Raw genomic sequence first — 17,863 nt, forward strand, 5'->3', positions numbered from 1 at the left:
GTGTTGGGGAGCTTTGTTTTTTCTGACACGACCTTTTTATCGCACTCATTGCCATTTCAAACTCAGTGCTTGGCAAAACTCAATTCTATATAACATAAAAAATCTGTACTTTCGACTCCAAATAATTTCATTTTGAATTCCAGTCAGATCATAAAATATGTTATACTCAGTTTAGCAGTTCTGGCAGCTGCATTTATTCCTGAACATTTCTTTTTTGACGAATCGTATTCTTTGTGTATTCACCGGAGTCTGCTACATATTGAATGCCCGTTGTGTGGCATGAGCAGAGCTGCACATGAGCTTACAAGGTTAAGAATAGCCTCTGCCATTAGCTTCAACTTTAATATAATATTTTTGCCGGTATATGTGGTATTCGATTTACTGGCGATATTCACTCATAAATCAATTTTTACGAAACTCAGCAGGTTTACCCTCGTGGCTTTGCTTGCAGGATTAGTTGTTATCTATGTCATAAGGATTGGATTGCATTTCGGATGGTATTAGATATCGGTATTATTAGTATTTCACTAATCCGTTTAAACATACGGCCTGGATTTGTTTTACATTATTCCTGAAATTTTTCCAATGTCCTCTTGAAGAGCCTGCATAAAGTGTCCCTCTTTGAAAAAGAGGGTGGTCCTGACCAAAGGGTCAGGATCGGGAGATTTAAAATGAAAAGATAACCCATGCATAAAATCCTCCGTCCCGATTTAATTATGATATAATTTCGGGACACCTCCTTTTAATAAGGAGGACAACTTTAATCATCATAAAAGATTTCTTAAGTATAAACTCATCTATCCCTCAGATATTCGTATTGAACTATTAAAACCGTCCTGTATCTTTCAGTTCAAGGTATTTATTGATAAGACCTGCGGTCAGGTTTTCCGGTTTGGTCAGCACGGAATAAATTCCGTTCTTCAGCAGCTCCTTTACGATCAGTTTTTTATCGTACATATGTTTTTCTGCAATCGTTCTGATGTAAAGTTCTTCCATGTTCGAGACCTGTTCATGACTCAGTTTTTCGATCTCCTCATTTTCAAAAATCACCACGATGATCACATGACTTTTAGCGAGAATCCTCAAATAAGAGATATAACGTTCCAGGGATGTGATAGTCTCAAAATTGGTATATAAAATAAGTAGACTGCGATGCGAAATTTTTCGTTTTATTCCGGCGGTCAGCACTGCGAAATCGGATTCAAAAAAGCCGGTTTCCTGTTTATATAACCGATCCAGAATCTTTGTCAGTGTTTCATGTTTTCGTTCGGCACTCAGAAAGGATTCAATAGTCTTGTTAAAAGTTATCAGGCCAGCCTTATCATGTTTTTGCACAGCAGTATTCGACAGAATCAAAGAAGCATTAATCGCATAATCCAGCAACGACATCCCGTTAAAGGGCATCTGCATGGTCCGCCCCATATCAATCACATTATATACATTTTGTGAGCGTTCGTCCTGGTATTGATTCACCATCAACTTACCACGCTTAGCAGTGGCACGCCAGTTTATGGTTCGGTAATTATCGCCCTTTACATAATCCTTAATCTGGTCAAATTCCGTGTGTGATCCGATCCGCCTTACTCGTTTTACGCCTACTTCTGATAAGCGGTTAGAAATAGCCAGAAGTTCATATTTTCGCATTTTCAGGAATGATGGATAAACCGGAACCGGTGTTTCCTTATTCCCAAATTTCCTATGCCGGATCAGCAAACCTATTTGTGTGGCGTACAATACATTCGTTACCCCGAAAATATACTCACCCCTTTCCTTCGGAACCAGGGTATAGTGCAATCTTTTTTCGTCGAATGCATTTAGTTTTAATTCCATTTTAAAGTTTCTACGCTGAAACTGTGCAGGAACCTCATCGAATATCTGCAGGTTCAACGGATAAGGATGCCGATTCTGAACATACAATTCTATGCGGTTTTCATCGCCATTTGAAAGTCTGTCAGGAATCTCACGGGTCAACAAGACGCTATACTTTTTTGCGAAGAAGAGCAATATGGCATCACTGAACAGAAACAGCACAAAAACACCCAGCAGGATTTTTGCGATCAGGTAAACCGGATCAAGAAAAAAACCGATGGTAAAGAGAGCAGCAATAACACTCAGCGAAAGGTAAAAGCGGTTGGCAATATGTATTTCTTTAAATCCTTTCACTATCGGGGAACTTCAACCGTTTTAATGATATCTTTTACCACCTTATCTTCAAACACGCCTTCCAGTTCTTTTTCAGGAGTCAGATAAATCCGGTGCAACAGAATGGGTTCAAACACAGCCTTTACATCTTCAGGAATCACATAATCCCGTCCGTTAATGGCAGCAAAAGCTTTGGCCGCATTCATAGCATGGATGGATGCACGCGGCGAAGCTCCAAGATACAAGGAAGGATGATTTCGTGTTTTAATCACAATTTCTGCGATGTATTTCATCAGGTTATCGTCAACCTGCACTTCCTGAACTTGATTGCGGAAAGTTGTCAGATCTTTCGAGGACAATACAGCCTTTACATTTTTCAGTTCCGGTTCTCCTTTCCGGTTATGCATATTCTGCAAAATCAAAAATTCCTCATCAGCCGTAGGGTAATCAACCAGAATTTTAAACATAAACCTGTCCAGCTGAGCTTCAGGCAGGCGATATGTTCCTTCGTGCTCCAGCGGATTTTGCGTAGCGATAACCACAAACGGCGATTTCATTTTATACGTTTTTCCGTCAACTGTCACCTGACGCTCTTCCATCACCTCGAACAACGATGCCTGTGTCTTGGCCGGAGCGCGGTTAATCTCATCTATCAGAACCATATTTGAAAAAACCGGTCCTTCGTTGAACTCAAATTTAGACGTAGCCGAATTAAAAATTGTGGTGCCGGTAACATCCGAAGGCATCAGATCGGGCGTAAACTGAATACGCGAGTAACCTACGGATATCAGTTTAGCCATAAGCTTTGCAATCATGGTCTTGGCGATTCCCGGAACACCTTCCAACAAGATATGTCCATCGGCCAGAATAGCCACGATAATCAAATCCACAATATTTTCCTTGCCAACCAGAACCTTCCCGATTTCCTGTTTCAGTGCCTGTACTTTTTCCTGTAAAGGCTTTAATCCTATGCGTTCTTCAAAGTTTTTTTCTTCATCCATAGCATTTATATTATAAGCATGTTTTATAAAATTCTTCAATATCTTTATTATAGGCCATCAGTCCCGGACCGGATACTTTCATCTGATCCTGAAAATAGTTCACCTTGTGAATAACTGTTTTAACCAGCATTTTATTCACTCCTGTTTTTTTTGCGATCAGATCAATATTTTCAGCGGTCTCAGCCACATCGCTGATGTAATATTTCTCCCTCAGAAATTCTTTAAAATAAGTCGAAATTTTATGCGCAATCGTCGCATGGTTTTCGTTTTTATAATACAGTCGTCCCACTGTTTTAATGAATTCCAGCGATGTGTTTTTAAGTGGCTCTATAACAGGTATAATCCGCTGTTTACGCCGTGACCCAAACACCAGGTAAATGACAAGGATCAGAACAACAATGTAAAACGCAATCCGCAACGGAGCTTGTGACAACAAAAATGAAGTTGGTGCCTCATTTTCTATCCTAAACGGTTTGTAAAATCGGTCCACAATTGTAGGTTGATCCGGCAAATAAGACAGAGCTGCAGCAGCATATTCAGGATCACTATAAAGCAGATTAATGTTTGTAAAAACAAGGGGTTGAGTATGGATATATATCTCCCCTTTTCCTAAGCTGAACCGGGCAAAATTCACATGACCTTTCCGGTCGTATCCCAGCATATATGCCTTGCAGGAATCCTCAGACACCAAAAAATTCGTCATCAGTCTGTTGCTGAAAATATAACCGGAATCTTTTTTCAGTGAAGGCGAATAAAAATTGAGGGTATCCGTTGCAGACTTTAGATAAGCGGTGTCAATTGCACGGCGACGAACGTACATTTTCAGTTCGTTCATTAATTCATATGCAAAACTGTTAAAAGACAGGAAGACAGAATTGCCTGATCTTACAAAACCCAATAGCTCCTCCACCTCGGCTTCTTCAGGATTAAAATTATCGGTAATTACTATCAGATTATGCTTTTCTGTATTCGTTGTATCCAGCAACGGATTATGAATAAAGACTTCCGTATTATAGATAACCGAATCCTGAAACAGCTCAGGATATAGCTGGTTAAGCACATAACACCCGTAAGGTGCCTTGTGATTCCTGTCAAAAGACATGCGCCAGTCAACCGGTTTGGGAGCATAATGTTGAAAAAGGATCAGAATAATGAATAATCCGACAGAGATAAACAGATATTTCAGATTTGATTTACGCATTCGTCAACAAATTAAAGTTATTAAACGATTTGCTCAACCGGTTATAATCTGTTTCATCTATGTTGAAATGGCCATACCACACTGCGTTGTAAATGTTGACTAACACCGTAAAATCCGTTGCAGAATCCGTCTTTTTACGGATCTCATTCAGGTAATCCCGGTTTGTTTTATCGCGGGAATAATTTATTACCCCTAAACCATCAAGTTTACGTAATACATTTATAAACTGGTATCGTATTGCTTTCCTGAAGTTTTTATTCTCTACCTCGGCAGCAATGGCAGCATCAAGATCTTCAATTGCCTCATCTGCATCATCAATAATATAATCCTTAACCTCCTTTTCTTTTTTGGTATAAAAAAAGCGTTGAAACCGAATTTTGGTCACAGCGAAAACAAGGATGGCTATAACCAACAACCAGAAAAAAGTTTTTACGGCAATCGTCATTCCCTTGTAAAATCCTTTTATATGACCCAGTTTTTCCCAAATCCACTGCAATAATCTGCCCCAAAAAGAAACGGTTTTATTCTGATATCCCTGACCGTAATTAAATTTGGGATCCTGCCTGTAAATATTTAATGCAGCAGTATCAACATCCCTCACCTGGATCGCAGCAGAATCAATTCGTGCGGAATCAACAATATAAAATGGTGTATCTGCAGCAGAAACCGGCAAAACAGACCATAAAACAAAAAATATACAAAAGAGCTTTTTACTCATCAGCAGATATCTGACCAATCTTATCAATTAACGAAGGCTTTTCATAAGTCTCTACCAGACTGTAATACAAGAATGCCACCAATACGGTTGGTATGGATGAAATAATATATGTTAACAGTGATGATATTCCATTGATTATATAGAACGATATACCAAAATCAAAATTAAAATCACGTCCTTCCTGTAAAGAAGAAAATAATGGTTTCATACCCATAATCATTGCCGGGATTGATAATATCATAGAGATGATATAGACAATCACAATTATAACGATTAATGCACCCAGAGTCATCCAGAATTTTGGCTTCACAAGTTTAAAACTCCGGTTAAAGGCATCGCCAAATGAAGCACCTTCCAGAACAATTAACGGAATAAACAAGCTCAGAGAGACCCCTAAGTATATACCAGGAATAATACAGAATATAATTCCTATGGATATTATGATAGCCGAAAGAAAAGTGGCTCCTAAGACAGGGAAAAAGTATCGTGTAACTTCCTTCCATACTTCTGACAAAACAAAATTATCCTTCCCCTTATCAACGTAAAGTTTGATATATCCCATTATGGTACAGGTAAGGATATTGGTGGCAGCCAAAATGATAAAATAATTCAAAAAGGTATAGATTGAAAAAAAATCACGATAAATTTCCAGGGGATTATTATAGTTCGCGGCACCGGTCTGGATGGATCGAACAGCTTCCTGTTGCCGCAAACCAACAAATACGCCTATAATGGCTGCAATTAATAAAAGTGGCACAGCAAAATAAAGTATCGCCGTCCCTAACCGTTTAAATTCGGCACCGATAAAAGCAAATGTTGCATTAAACAAATCACCGAAATCTCTTTCCTGTTTAAAATTTATTTCATTGGGTTGCATAGTTATATGTTTTGCGGATTAATAGTCGTGGATATATAAAAAAGTAAAAAATAATCCATACCAGCGACAAGCCGATAATAGTAAACCTGATCCAGTAAGGAACTTCAGTATGTCGTGTCATGAATCCTTCCAGAAAACCGGCAACAATAAAAAAAGGTACCAGTCCGATGGCCAGTTTAGCTCCCTTAATGGCCGCTTGTTTCAATGCATAAACACGGCTGTATGTTCCCGGGAAAATAAAACTGTTTCCAATGGCAATACCGGCAGCACCTGCAACGATGATAGAAAATATTTCAATCGTGCCATGAATCCAAATGGTTGCAAATGAATCCAAAACCACACCATTCTGAATCATAAAAGTCTGGAATGTACCCAACATCACGCCATTAGTAAACAACATATAACCTGTTCCAAACGACGTGAATATCCCTAACACGAAAGCAAAAAACGCAACCCGGATATTATTGATTGTAATTCCCAGGAACATGGGTAATTCATTTGCACTCTTGTAGACCCCCATTGGATCACCGCTTCTGATATTTTCCATGGTCATATTCACATACCTGTCCCCTAATATAGTCTTTACAAATTCAGGCTTATATGCCGTTGAAAGAATGCCAACCAGCACAGAAACAATGAATATTGCCAGTGCTACATAAAACTCCTTACGCAGGCTGTGAAAAACAAGTGGTAGTTCATAAGCCAAGAACCTTCCGATACTTTTCCGCTCAATCGGTTTATTCTGATAAATTAATCCGTGAACTTTCTGCGTTAATTGATTCAGGTAATAATATGCCTCTCCACCAGGATAATAGGTTTTTGCATAAGCCAGATCATCAGTCAGAGAAATATACAGATTAAACAGCCTGTCGGGATTCGAATTTTCTTTATCTTCAAGCAGAGATTCGAATTCTTTCCATTTTTTAATATTTTTATGCAGAAAATCTATTTCTTTCATCTGTTCATTTTTTGAAATAACCTTCAAAAAATCCGGATACAATAAGGAATATATAACGGACTTAACGTATCGGTGATTAATTTATGTTTTAGCTCATGAACCTTAATTATAAACAGGCTAACGGATACGAAAGATAGAAAAAAAATGAAACTATTTATACCTGAATACAAATTTTATGGAACAATTTACCATTAACACATCACAAAACATCAGCATAGAGCAACCTTTGGCCAGTATCGGCGAACGAATCATTGCCAACCTTATTGATTATGCCATTATGGGAGCCTATTATTTTGTGACCATGGTCATTACCGGATTAGCGAAAGAACAAACGGTCTTAATGATCTTTTCGATACCGGTTTTGTTTTACCATCTTGTTTTTGAACAGTTTATGAATGGCCAGAGTCCGGGTAAAAGCGTTATGAATATCCGGGTTTACAGCGAGGAAGGAACATCAGCTTCGTTTGTCAGCATTTTCATCCGATGGGTATTCCGGCTGATTGATGTCATGTTATTATTTGGTTCAATAGCCACTTTATTTATTGTAGGAACAAAAAAAAATCAAAGGCTGGGTGACATTGTAGGTAAGACCATTCTGCTTCGTACAAAACAAAAAAAAGTACGAGGCTCCATGTTTTTAAATCTTCCTGAAAACTATACGATGAAATTTCCTGAAGTGGAAATGTTGTCCGAAGAAGATATCAGGACAGTGAATGATGTGATTCAGTTTTTAAGAAAAACCAACCAGAATCATGAATCACAGCTTTTTGCCTTAAAAACTAAAGATGCGATCATAAAAAAAATGGAGGTCCAAACAGACTTAAAACCTGTTGAATTCCTGATTACCGTCATGAAGGATTATAATTATATTCACTCTCAGAAACAGGAGTAAAACCACCGAAAAGCAGAAACTTAAGCAGCGTTTTTCTACGAATCTCTCTGCGTCCATCCGCGAGAAACTTTTTTGGTAATATTTTTTTTACATTTACAAAAAAGTGGGAAGATGAATTTTGATGTGCATATTCTGGGAAGTAATTCTGCATTGCCTACCGCAAGACGGTTTCCATCGTGTCAGGTAGTCAATTTCAGGGAAAAACTGTTTATGATCGATTGTGGTGAAGGCGCCCAGATACAGATGCGTAAACAGCATCTTAAATTTTCAAGGCTCAATCATATTTTCATCTCACATCTCCACGGCGATCATATTTTTGGTCTGCCCGGCTTGCTCTCCACCTTTGGCCTGCTCAACCGGACCAATGATCTTCACATCTATTCTCCTGATGAACTCGAAGCAGTACTACGTCCATTTATTGAACATTTTTCACACCAGCTGCCCTTTAAAATTATCTTTCATCGTGTTGATCCGAAAAAACACGCCGTGGTTTATGATGACCGGTCACTGGAAGTATGGACTGTACCTTTACAACACAGGGTTCCTACCTGTGGTTACCTGTTCAGGGAAAAACCCGGCGAACGGAATATTAAAAAAGATATGATCGATTTTTATGGTCTGTCGATCAAACAGATTAAAGAAATCAAGGATGGTCAGGATCTGGTACTGGAAGACGGATCTGTAATAGCCAATACATCGCTCACCATAGAACCGGATAAACCCAGAAGTTACGCATACTGCTCGGACACGAAATTTGTCCCTGAAAATGCAGACATTCTTAAAAATGTGGATTTGCTTTATCATGAAGCAACTTTTGCCAGCCAGGAAGAGTTGCTGGCTTCCGGAACATACCATTCCACTTCGGCTCAGGCGGCACAACTGGCTAAACTCGCCGATGCCGGCAAATTAATTATCGGGCATTTCTCTGCCCGTTACAAAGAACCGGACGAAGTACTGGCAGAGGCATTGGAAATATTTCCCAACATCACTGCTGTTGAGGATGGCATGGTCTTCAGTATTTAAGCCATTTCGCTAAAATACTCGAAGAATTTCACACTGGTTTTTATTCCGTTCACAATATTCTCAACGGGGAAGTTCTCATTGGGTGAATGAATAGCATCCGACTCCAGACCAAATCCAAGCAAAACTGATTTCAGTCCGAGTTTTTCTTCAAACGTTGAAATAATCGGAATACTGCCACCACTTTTCAGCGACACCGGAGTTTTTCCAAACACAGCTTCACAGGCTTTCTCTGCTGCTTTGTACGCAGGAATATCAATCGGGCATACATAAGGCCTTCCACCATGCATCTTTTCCACTTTTACAGTCACATAATCCGGAGCAATTTTGTTCAGGTGATCCACCAACATATCGGCAATTTTATCAGGATCCTGGTCAGGTACAATACGCGAAGAAACTTTGGCGTATGCTTTTGATGGAATCACTGTTTTTGCACCTTCTCCTGTAAATCCAGCCCAGATACCGCACACATCAAAAGTAGGACGAATACCCGTCCGTTCAGGAATGGAATATCCTTTTTCGCCCAAAAGTGCTTTTACGTTCAAACTCTTTTTGTACTCCTCTTCAACTATAGGTGTTTTATTAATCAGTTCGCGTTCATAATCTGAAACTTCCAGCACATCATCGTAGAATCCCGGAATAGTGATCTGACGATTTTCATCGAACATATCAGCAATCAATTCACACAGAATATTGGCAGGATTGGCTACTGCACCACCAAACAAACCGGAATGCAAATCACGCGATGGACCGGTAACCTCTATCTGCCAGTAAGCCAACCCACGTAACCCACTTGTAATGGCAGGAGTAGTCGGATTGATCATGCTTGTATCTGAGACCAGGATAATATCTGCATTCAATAAATCTTTGTGAGCATCAATAAAAGCAGGCAATGACTGTGAACCAACTTCTTCTTCCCCTTCAATAATGAATTTTACATTGCAATTCAGCAGGTTGTTTTTTAGGAGGTACTCAACGGCCTTAAAATGAATGTATGATTGTCCTTTGTCATCGTCTGCACCACGAGCCCAGATCCTGCCATCTTTAACCAACGGTTCAAAGGGATCAGTATGCCATAATTCCAGCGGATCAACCGGCATCACATCCATGTGGGCATAAATCATAACGGTAGGCAATTTAGGATCAATTATCTTTTTGGCAAACGTCACAGGATTTCCATCGGTAACATAAACTGTTGCTTCGTCCATGCCAATGCCCAGCAATTTTTGCTTCCAAAGTTCTGCCATGCGTTCCATATCAGGCTTATGCTTTGGATCAGCGCTAATGGAAGGAATTCGTAACAGGTCGAAAAGGACGCTTAGTAATTCATCTTTGTTTTCCAGAAATTTATCGAGTGTCATAATTTTATAATTTTTCTCTAAAAATAGCAGAACGCGTGAAATATAAAAATGACTTTCCACATCAGGCACAAAAAAAGGGCAACCAAATGGCCGCCCTAAATATATATACAGGGGTATAAAGAATTACTTATTAAAAAGTTCTTTTTCTGTCCATGCACCCAGTTTAAGATAGTTCTCGTAAATGGGCAGATACTTTTTATGATTCTCTTCGTTGGGTGTATAAGATGTCTCAAAACCCTGACCCAACACTTTCTGAGCTTCGGTCACAGTTTTAAATTCACCGGCATTTACGGCTGCAAACATGGCGGCACCAAAAGCACAGGTCTGATCTGAAGAGTGAACCTTAATCGGCATATTCAGTACGTCGGCTAAAGTCTGCATCACAAATTTTGATTTTTTAGCCACACCACCAAGCGCTATGATCTGGTCAATTTCCACACCATTTTCCACAAAACGGTCAACGATGGCTTTTGAACCAAACGCTGTGGCTTCAACCAATGCACGGAAAATCATCGGTGCTGTACTACCAAGGTTGATCCCTGTAATAGTACCCTTTACCAGCTGGTTGGCATCCGGAGTACGTCGACCGTTCATCCAGTCTGTTGCCAGCAAAGCAGTTTCACCAATTTCCATTTTGGAAGCTTCCTCCGAAAGTTTCGGAATAATCTTATCTTCAAGCTGTGCAGCAAGTTCCTTATCATCAAGGAATGACAATGGCCAGGTGATCAAACGCTTGAACCAGGCGTACACATCTCCAAAGGCGCTTTGACCGGCTTCCAGACCAACAGTCATTGGAATAACAGATCCGTCCACCTGACCACAGATACCCGGAATAAGTTTCTTATCTACTTCATCGTAATCAGCCACCATGATATCACAGGTTGAAGTACCCATAATTCGCACCAGTGTTTTTGGCGTTACTTCACCTCCAACAGCGCCCATGTGCGCATCAAATGCACCAACACCAACTTTTACCTTAGTACTCAAACCAAGACGTTTGGCCCATTCCTCAGTCAACGTGCCAACAACTTCGTCGCTTGTATAAGTTTTTTCAAATAGCCTGTCACGGTAACCAGCCAGAAGAGGATCAAGAGTTGTTAAGAATTTTTCACTTGGAAGTCCACCCCACTCTTCATGCCACATTGCCTTATGTCCTGCAGCACAACGGCTACGTTTAATTTCTTCTGGTTTTGTGTTTCCTGTAATTAATGCAGGTAACCAGTCACAATGCTCAATCCATGAATAAGATGCATTACGCACAACTTCATCATCACGTAATACATGAAGAATTTTTGCCCACACCCATTCTGATGAATAAACACCACCTTCGTATTGGGTATAATCAACCTCCCATTTTGCAGCCAACTCATTAATCTGTGCAGCCTCTTTTACGGCTGTATGATCTTTCCAAAGCACAAACATCGCATTTGGATTTTCAGCAAATTCAGGAGTAAGTGCAAGTGGTGTACCTTCAGCGTTGGTTAATACCGGCGTACTGCCTGTGGTATCGAATGCCATACCCACAACGTTCTCTGCCACATCGGGCGGACATTGTGCAAGCGCTTCCTTAACCGTGTATTCCAGCACTTCGATATAATCAAGCGGATGCTGACGATACTGATCCTTATGCGGCACACAGTATTTGCCATCCATCCAGCGGGGATAATATTTTACGGCTGTAGCCATTTCCTTCCCTGTTTCCACATCAACAATAATGGAACGGGCAGAATCGCTACCGTAATCCAGACCGATTACATATTTCTTTTCTGACATGATATAAATTGAGTTTAATTATTTCTGACCATAATAAGCATTTGGTCCATGCTTACGTTCATAATGTTTTTTAATAAGCAGCGGGTTCATTTTCAAATTTGGGTTCACACCGTAAGCAATGGAAGCCATTTTGGCAACCTGCTCCATAACAACCGCATTGTGAACGGCATTATCGGCATCTTTTCCCCATGCAAACGGACCGTGGTTCTGAACCAAAACACCAGGTATCTCATCCGGATTTTTATCCTTGAATGTGTCAATAATCACTGTTCCCGTTTCCAGTTCATAACCCTTTTCTCCAAACACTTCTTCTTCAGTCATCTGGCGGGTACAAGGTATCTCATCCGAAAAATAATCGGCATGTGTTGTGCCTATATTTGGAATACCAACACCGGCCTGAGCCCACGACGTAGCATAAGTGGAATGCGTGTGAACCACACCACCAATATTAGGAAAAGCTTTATACAGTTCAATGTGCGTAGCAAGGTCAGAAGATGGTTTTAAATTTCCCTCTCTTACATTTCCGTCAAGATCAACAACTACCATATCAGAGGCTTTCATCACTTCGTAATCCACCCCACTCGGCTTGATCACAACTAAACCTGATTCCCTGTCAATAGCACTAACATTTCCCCAGGTAAAGATTACCAAACCATGCTTCACCAAATCGATATTGGCTTTAAAAACTATCTCTTTTAAATTATCTAACATAAAAACTGATTTTATTATCCGAATAATTTTCTATAATGAGGTAAAAAGTTATACAGATTAAACCGGCACACCGAACGAAAAACTTTCATCCGACAGATCATTATATTTCTCCTCGTTAAAACGGTACAGGAAAGCACCTCTTTTTGAAGAAATCTTGTCTTTCTCTTCCAGCTTTTCAAGAACACCCATCGATAATATTTTTTTTCTGAAATTCCGTTTATCCATTTCTCGCTGATATATTGCTTCGTATAGACGCTGTAACTGCGTTAATGTAAACTTCTCAGGAAGCAAATTAAAACCTATCGGTTGACTGGCTGCTTTTCTTCTTAACCGTTTTAAAGCTTTATCAACCATTTTATAATGGTCGAAAATCAGTTCCGGCAACTCATCCAGCTGCACCCAGTGGGCATTATGACTTTTAACCAATTCCTTATCGTATGATTCAATATTGATTAAAGCAGAATAAGCCAGTGATATTACACGTGCGCCAGGATCCCTTTCCGGTTCACTAAAAACCTGTAACTGATCAAGATATACATCGGTTAAACCAGTAAGTTCATTCAGTACTCTGGCAGCAGCACCATCTGCACTTTCGTCCTCCTTAATAAAACCACCCATCAATGACCACTGTCCTTTGGCCGGTTCAAAAGTTCGTTGAAGTAAAAGCAGTTTGAGTCCTTCATCATCGAATCCGAAAATAATACAGTCAACTGCCAGAATAAACTGATGTTCCTTTCTGTAAAATTCTACCATTTATTACGATTTTACCAGAAATAAATATAGAATGCTACTGTGATACCAACTATAATAGCAGAGTTAATTATATCCCACTGATTCCAGCTTGCACGAGTCGCAGCCTTCTGTTCTGCTGTAACAGAAGAAAAGGTCAGACCAGCAATTTGTTCTGCAGGAGCAGGTTTTGTAAATGCACTTACCACCAGAATAACAAGCATACTGAATATAAGCATACCACCACTGAAGAATAACCAGTTAACATCGTAAAATAATCCGTAGAACCAATTGTGAACACCATGTTCAGCAGCCCATAATTTTACATCTGTAAATCCGTCCGCTTTCGCCAGGGATGAATATAGAACTTTAGCTCCTAAACGTATAACGCCGATAATAAATCCTGCGATCATACCCCACATACCACCCTTAGGCGTAGGCTTAGTAGAAAGAATACCCAAAAGGAAAGCAGCTGCAATACCAGGAGCCAGAACTGACTGAACATCCTGCAGATAGGTATATAATACATTACCTATAGAGCGCATAATCGGTATCCACAAAATTCCTAAAACTACTACCACGACCGTAGCTATTCTTCCAACCTGCAACAGTTTCTTTTCTGTAGCCGTCGGCTTGAATTTTTTATAGAAGTCTATGGTAAACAGCATGGAAGATGAGTTAAACAATGATGCCAGTGAACTCATCAGTGCTGCAAGGATACCCGAAACAACAAGTCCCTTGACACCTGCCGGCAACAGGGTTGCTACTAAGGTTGGGAAAGCTGCATCAGCAGTTGTCAGTTCAAATACTTTACCATTGATCACCACACCTTTCTGTGCCAGTGCAAATGCAATCATACCAGGAATCATAAACAGGAATACCGGTGTTAATTTAAGATACGCACCAAAGATGGTACCACGTCTTGATTCTTTTTCATCCTTACCCGAAAGTACACGCTGAACAATAAACTGGTCAGTACACCAATACCAGAAACCAATAACAGAAGAACCTATCAACACCCCAAGCCATGGAAAGCTTTCGTCACGGTTACTCCTTATCAGGTTCGCCATTGAATCTCCGTAATCATTTACAGGAACTGCTCTTGTAATGCGAATCACTTCCTCCCAGCCTCCAACAGCTTTAAGTCCCAGTACCAAAATAATTACAGATCCCAGTAGCAGGATTGGTGTTTGCAAAACTGATGTATACAACACCGATTTCATACCACCGATAACAGTATAAATAGCTGTCAGCAGTACCAAACCAATGGCCGATATCCAGAAAAAGTCAATTCCCCAGAGTGATTCAATTCCAAAAACGTTTTTGAATACAATACCACCGGCATAAACAGTTACAGCAACTTTAGTCAACACGTAACTGATAAGTGAAATAAGTGATAAGATAGAACGGGACTCCTTGTTATATCGCTTTTCAAGGAATTCAGGCATGGTAGTTACCATACTACGTGAATAGAACGGTACAAATACCCATCCAAGAATAAGGATCATCCAACCCTGAATTTCCCAGTGTGCCATCGCCATACCGCTGGATGCTCCTGCACCGGCCAAACCAATCAGGTGTTCAGAACCAATGTTTGAGGCGAAAATCGAAGCACCGATCGCAATCCATGTTGCATCACGACCTGCCAGAAAGTAATCGCCTGAACTAGTTTGCTTCTGACGGAAAACCCAAACAATGATTCCGGCCAGAGCAAGGCCAAAAAGACCAATAACAATCCAATCTAAAGTTGCCATAATAGTTATTGCATTAGTTAATTAATACGTTAATGTTGCAAGATTAAAAGTGTAAAAGTAACACTTAAATATCGAACTACAATATAAAGTTGCAATTTATTTTGATTCCAATTTGGAGCAAATAAAATTAATACTTTGAAAACAACCAAAATAGCTCCAGATTTCTTTTAGCAAACATGTTGCAGAATAGAAAAATGCCCTTGTACAATTAATATTAGTTGCTACATTTGCAGGTACTCGCAAAATATTTGGAAAACTACAATAAATTATTATGAAAATACTGGAAGAATCTTTATTCAAAGGAACGTGGGAAGATAAAGAAACCCGATTAATTACATTGAAGAATAAAAATGGCATGGTTGTTCAGGTAAGCAACTTTGGAGGCAAAATTGTAAGCATTTATGCACCTGACAGGAATGGTGAATTTGCAGACGTGGTTTTAGGTTATGACTCCATTGATGGTTATTTTAAAGGGCATGAATACTTTGGCGCCATTTGTGGACGTTACGCGAACCGCATCTCCAAAGGAAAATTTACATTGGACGGAAAATCGTACCAGCTTCCGATCAACAACGGGCCAAACAGTCTGCATGGCGGACTCGAAGGATATAGCATGAAGGTTTTTGACTGTGAGCCTGTTAAAGAACTAAACAATGGTTCTTCTGTAAAAATGAGTTATTCCGATCCTGACGGTAAAATGGGATATCCGGGCAATGTTGAATTTTCAGTCACATATACGCTGACAGATAACAATGAATTGAAACTGGATTACGAAGCCACAACTGATCAGGCTACTCCAATAAACATTGCCGGTCACTCCTACTTTAACCTTGCAGGCGAAGGCAATGGAAGCATTGAAGGACACGAACTGATGATCAACGCATCGCATTTTACTCCAATGGACGATGTATCTATTCCGACTGGTGAAATAAAACCTGTAAAAGGAACACCTATGGATTTCACCTCGTTCAAAGTAATCGGATCACGCATAAACGAGGATGATGAGCAACTGAAATTTGGGAAGGGATATGATCATAACTGGGTCATCGACAAAAAAGAAAATGAACCGGGACTGGCTGCCGATTATTATGAAAAGGCTTCCGGAAGAGGCATGAAAGTTTACACTACACAACCTGGTGTTCAGTTTTATTCCGCAAACTGGACAGATGAGCAGGGAACCGGAAAACATGGCCATACATATGGCGAACGTCATGCCTTGTGCCTTGAGACACAACATTTCCCTGATTCACCCAACAAGGCAAATTTCCCTTCGGTCATCCTTAGGCCGGGTGAAACTTATCTGCATTCATGTGTATATAAATTTTATACTAAATAATATTTAACCTTAATAAGTTTAACAATGACAAACGAAAAAAACAAGTATCTTTTTCCATTGATCGTAATGGCATCGTTGTTTTTCCTGTTCGGATTTATTACAACTATGAATAACTCTACTATTGAGTTCCTTAAAAGTGCGTTTGGACTGAATGATGTGCAAAAACAGCTTCCAAACACTTTTTTCTATGGCGCTTATATCCTTTCTATTCCGGTTGGCTTCCTGATTAACAAGATAGGCTACCGCTTTTCAATTTTTACCGGATTAGGACTTATCGCCATTGGATTCTTTGCCAGTATTCCTGGTGTTGGATTTGGATATTATGGCTTTCTAAGCGCTGTATCAATTTTTGCAATTGGTGTTGTGATCCTTCAGGTTGCAGCAGCGCCTTACGTTGTTGCTTTGGGTCCCGCCAAGAGTTCCGCAAGCCGATTAACCTTAACCAATGCATTAAACTCAGTTGCGACCGTTATTGCACCTATTTTTGTTTCCATACTACTTGTTACTCCGGAACTTGCTCCGGGTGAAACATTGGATAATTCTGCAATTAAAGATATTGTGGCTGGTCCATTTACTGGTATTGGTATTGCCACAGCCGTAATACTTATCATTATGTTATTCCTTAAACTTCCAAACATTAAAGAGAAAGAAGAAGAAGAAGGAAAAACAGGAAATTACAAATCAAGTGCATTTAAATATACGCACGTTTGGCTCGGCTCACTAGCTATTTTTGTTTACATGGGTATTGAGATTGGTATCCCAAGTTTCTTTGCAGACTTTGCCGCTAAAAAAGGTGCTGTCATTGAGACTTCAACAACAGATATGTTGAAATTCTACTGGGGTGGTTTAATGGTTGGCCGTTTGATCGGTATCTTCGTACTGAACAAATTCAAACCAAACCTGATCCTCTCGATTTGTGCTTTAGGTGGTGCAGCATTGCTTGGCGGAAGTATTGCTATGTCCGGAAACATCAGCATGTGGTTATTCCTTGGAACAGGTTTGTTCCACTCCATCATGTGGCCGGTCATCTACAGTCTTGCACTTGAAGATTTGGGACCTCATTCAGATGTTGCTTCAGGTGTAATTGCTACATCTGTTATTGGTGCAGCAATTCTGATGCCTATCATGGGTGGTATTCAGACAGCAACAGGAACAGTTATTGCAGCAGTCAGCGCAATTTTCATTTATTATGCTTACCTGATCTTCTTTGCAACCAAAGGATCAAAAATCAGATAAACATCTGTTAAAATATTTTGAAAGCGGGACGTTTCGTTCCGCTTTCTTTTTGCATATAAAAATAGTATTTCGCTAAATCGTTTAAACGTGCAGCCTTGTTTTTTAGACACAACAATCAAGAACCGAGTCCCGAAAAATACAAATCAGAGATTTA

Annotated in this window: 16 protein-coding genes; 5 read left to right on the forward strand and 11 right to left on the reverse strand. The window is 39.8% G+C overall.

All coding sequences use genetic code 11. From position 1 onward, the window contains the following. Positions 1-132: 132 nt before the first annotated feature. Complete coding sequence (locus tag ACE1ET_RS12240) at positions 133-504, forward strand: DUF2752 domain-containing protein (RefSeq protein WP_375728697.1); 372 nt, start codon at positions 133-135, stop codon at positions 502-504. 321 nt (positions 505-825) lie between these two features. On the opposite strand, the gene ACE1ET_RS12245 is transcribed toward ACE1ET_RS12240, so the two are convergent. Genes ACE1ET_RS12245 through ACE1ET_RS12270 form a run of 6 tightly spaced genes read right to left on the reverse strand, consistent with a single transcriptional unit; the run spans position 826 to position 6,897 of the window. After that, the gene (locus tag ACE1ET_RS12245; RefSeq protein WP_375728698.1) at positions 826-2,163 is read right to left on the reverse strand and encodes a DUF58 domain-containing protein; all 1,338 of its coding nucleotides are present in this window, start codon (positions 2,161-2,163) and stop codon (positions 826-828) included. Then, complete coding sequence (locus tag ACE1ET_RS12250) at positions 2,163-3,143, reverse strand: AAA family ATPase (RefSeq protein WP_375728699.1); 981 nt, start codon at positions 3,141-3,143, stop codon at positions 2,163-2,165. The genes ACE1ET_RS12245 and ACE1ET_RS12250 overlap by 1 nt, the downstream gene beginning before the upstream one ends. 10 nt (positions 3,144-3,153) lie before the next feature. Next, positions 3,154-4,344, reverse strand: a complete 1,191-nt coding sequence (locus tag ACE1ET_RS12255) for a DUF4350 domain-containing protein (protein WP_375728700.1) — start codon at positions 4,342-4,344, stop codon at positions 3,154-3,156. Continuing rightward, positions 4,337-5,062, reverse strand: coding sequence for a DUF4129 domain-containing protein (locus tag ACE1ET_RS12260; RefSeq protein ID WP_375728701.1), 726 nt, complete (start codon positions 5,060-5,062; stop codon positions 4,337-4,339). The genes ACE1ET_RS12255 and ACE1ET_RS12260 overlap by 8 nt, the downstream gene beginning before the upstream one ends. Then, positions 5,055-5,939 carry a DUF7847 domain-containing protein gene (locus ACE1ET_RS12265; RefSeq protein ID WP_375728702.1) on the reverse strand — a complete coding sequence of 295 codons (885 nt, stop codon included), beginning with the start codon at positions 5,937-5,939 and terminating at the stop codon, positions 5,055-5,057. Before ACE1ET_RS12265 ends, ACE1ET_RS12260 begins: the two co-directional genes overlap by 8 nt. Continuing rightward, positions 5,926-6,897 (reverse strand): stage II sporulation protein M, encoded by a 972-nt coding sequence (locus ACE1ET_RS12270; RefSeq protein ID WP_375728703.1) that lies wholly within the window; start codon positions 6,895-6,897, stop codon positions 5,926-5,928. Before ACE1ET_RS12270 ends, ACE1ET_RS12265 begins: the two co-directional genes overlap by 14 nt. Before the next feature lie 175 nt (positions 6,898-7,072). Here ACE1ET_RS12270 and ACE1ET_RS12275 point away from each other — a divergent pair, with 175 nt between their 5' ends. Next, positions 7,073-7,789 carry an RDD family protein gene (locus ACE1ET_RS12275; protein WP_375728704.1) on the forward strand — a complete coding sequence of 239 codons (717 nt, stop codon included), beginning with the start codon at positions 7,073-7,075 and terminating at the stop codon, positions 7,787-7,789. Positions 7,790-7,900: 111 nt separating this feature from the next. Continuing rightward, complete coding sequence (locus ACE1ET_RS12280; protein WP_375728705.1) at positions 7,901-8,812, forward strand: ribonuclease Z; 912 nt, start codon at positions 7,901-7,903, stop codon at positions 8,810-8,812. On the opposite strand, the gene ACE1ET_RS12285 is transcribed toward ACE1ET_RS12280, so the two are convergent. The 5 genes from ACE1ET_RS12285 to ACE1ET_RS12305 all read right to left on the reverse strand — a co-directional run bounded on the left by ACE1ET_RS12285 (position 8,809) and on the right by ACE1ET_RS12305 (position 15,137). Beyond that, on the reverse strand, positions 8,809-10,170 hold the full coding sequence (locus ACE1ET_RS12285; RefSeq protein WP_375728706.1) for a dipeptidase: 1,362 nt from the start codon (positions 10,168-10,170) through the stop codon (positions 8,809-8,811). The genes ACE1ET_RS12280 and ACE1ET_RS12285 overlap by 4 nt on opposite strands. Before the next feature lie 123 nt (positions 10,171-10,293). Next, a complete protein-coding gene (locus ACE1ET_RS12290) occupies positions 10,294-11,943 on the reverse strand; it encodes a ribulokinase (RefSeq protein WP_375728707.1) in 1,650 nt (549 codons plus the stop codon). A gap of 18 nt (positions 11,944-11,961) precedes the next feature. Further along, positions 11,962-12,654, reverse strand: coding sequence for an L-ribulose-5-phosphate 4-epimerase (locus ACE1ET_RS12295; RefSeq protein WP_375728708.1), 693 nt, complete (start codon positions 12,652-12,654; stop codon positions 11,962-11,964). Positions 12,655-12,711: 57 nt separating this feature from the next. Then, positions 12,712-13,407, reverse strand: a complete 696-nt coding sequence (locus ACE1ET_RS12300) for an NUDIX hydrolase (protein ID WP_375728709.1) — start codon at positions 13,405-13,407, stop codon at positions 12,712-12,714. An 11-nt stretch (positions 13,408-13,418) separates the two neighbouring features. Next, positions 13,419-15,137: a sodium:solute symporter gene (locus tag ACE1ET_RS12305; RefSeq protein WP_375728710.1), complete on the reverse strand. Its 1,719-nt coding sequence runs from the start codon at positions 15,135-15,137 to the stop codon at positions 13,419-13,421. A gap of 271 nt (positions 15,138-15,408) precedes the next feature. On the opposite strand from ACE1ET_RS12305, the gene ACE1ET_RS12310 reads away from it, so the two are divergent. Both ACE1ET_RS12310 and gluP read left to right on the forward strand, forming a co-directional pair. Continuing rightward, positions 15,409-16,473 carry an aldose epimerase family protein gene (locus ACE1ET_RS12310; protein WP_375728711.1) on the forward strand — a complete coding sequence of 355 codons (1,065 nt, stop codon included), beginning with the start codon at positions 15,409-15,411 and terminating at the stop codon, positions 16,471-16,473. A 24-nt stretch (positions 16,474-16,497) separates the two neighbouring features. Further along, on the forward strand, positions 16,498-17,709 hold the full coding sequence (gene gluP, locus ACE1ET_RS12315) for a glucose/galactose MFS transporter (protein ID WP_375728712.1): 1,212 nt from the start codon (positions 16,498-16,500) through the stop codon (positions 17,707-17,709). Positions 17,710-17,863: the final 154 nt, after the last annotated feature.

It is taken from the genome of Quyinboa mangrovi, from assembly GCF_042219825.1.
GTDB lineage: Bacteria > Bacteroidota > Bacteroidia > Bacteroidales > UBA5342 > JBHJHP01.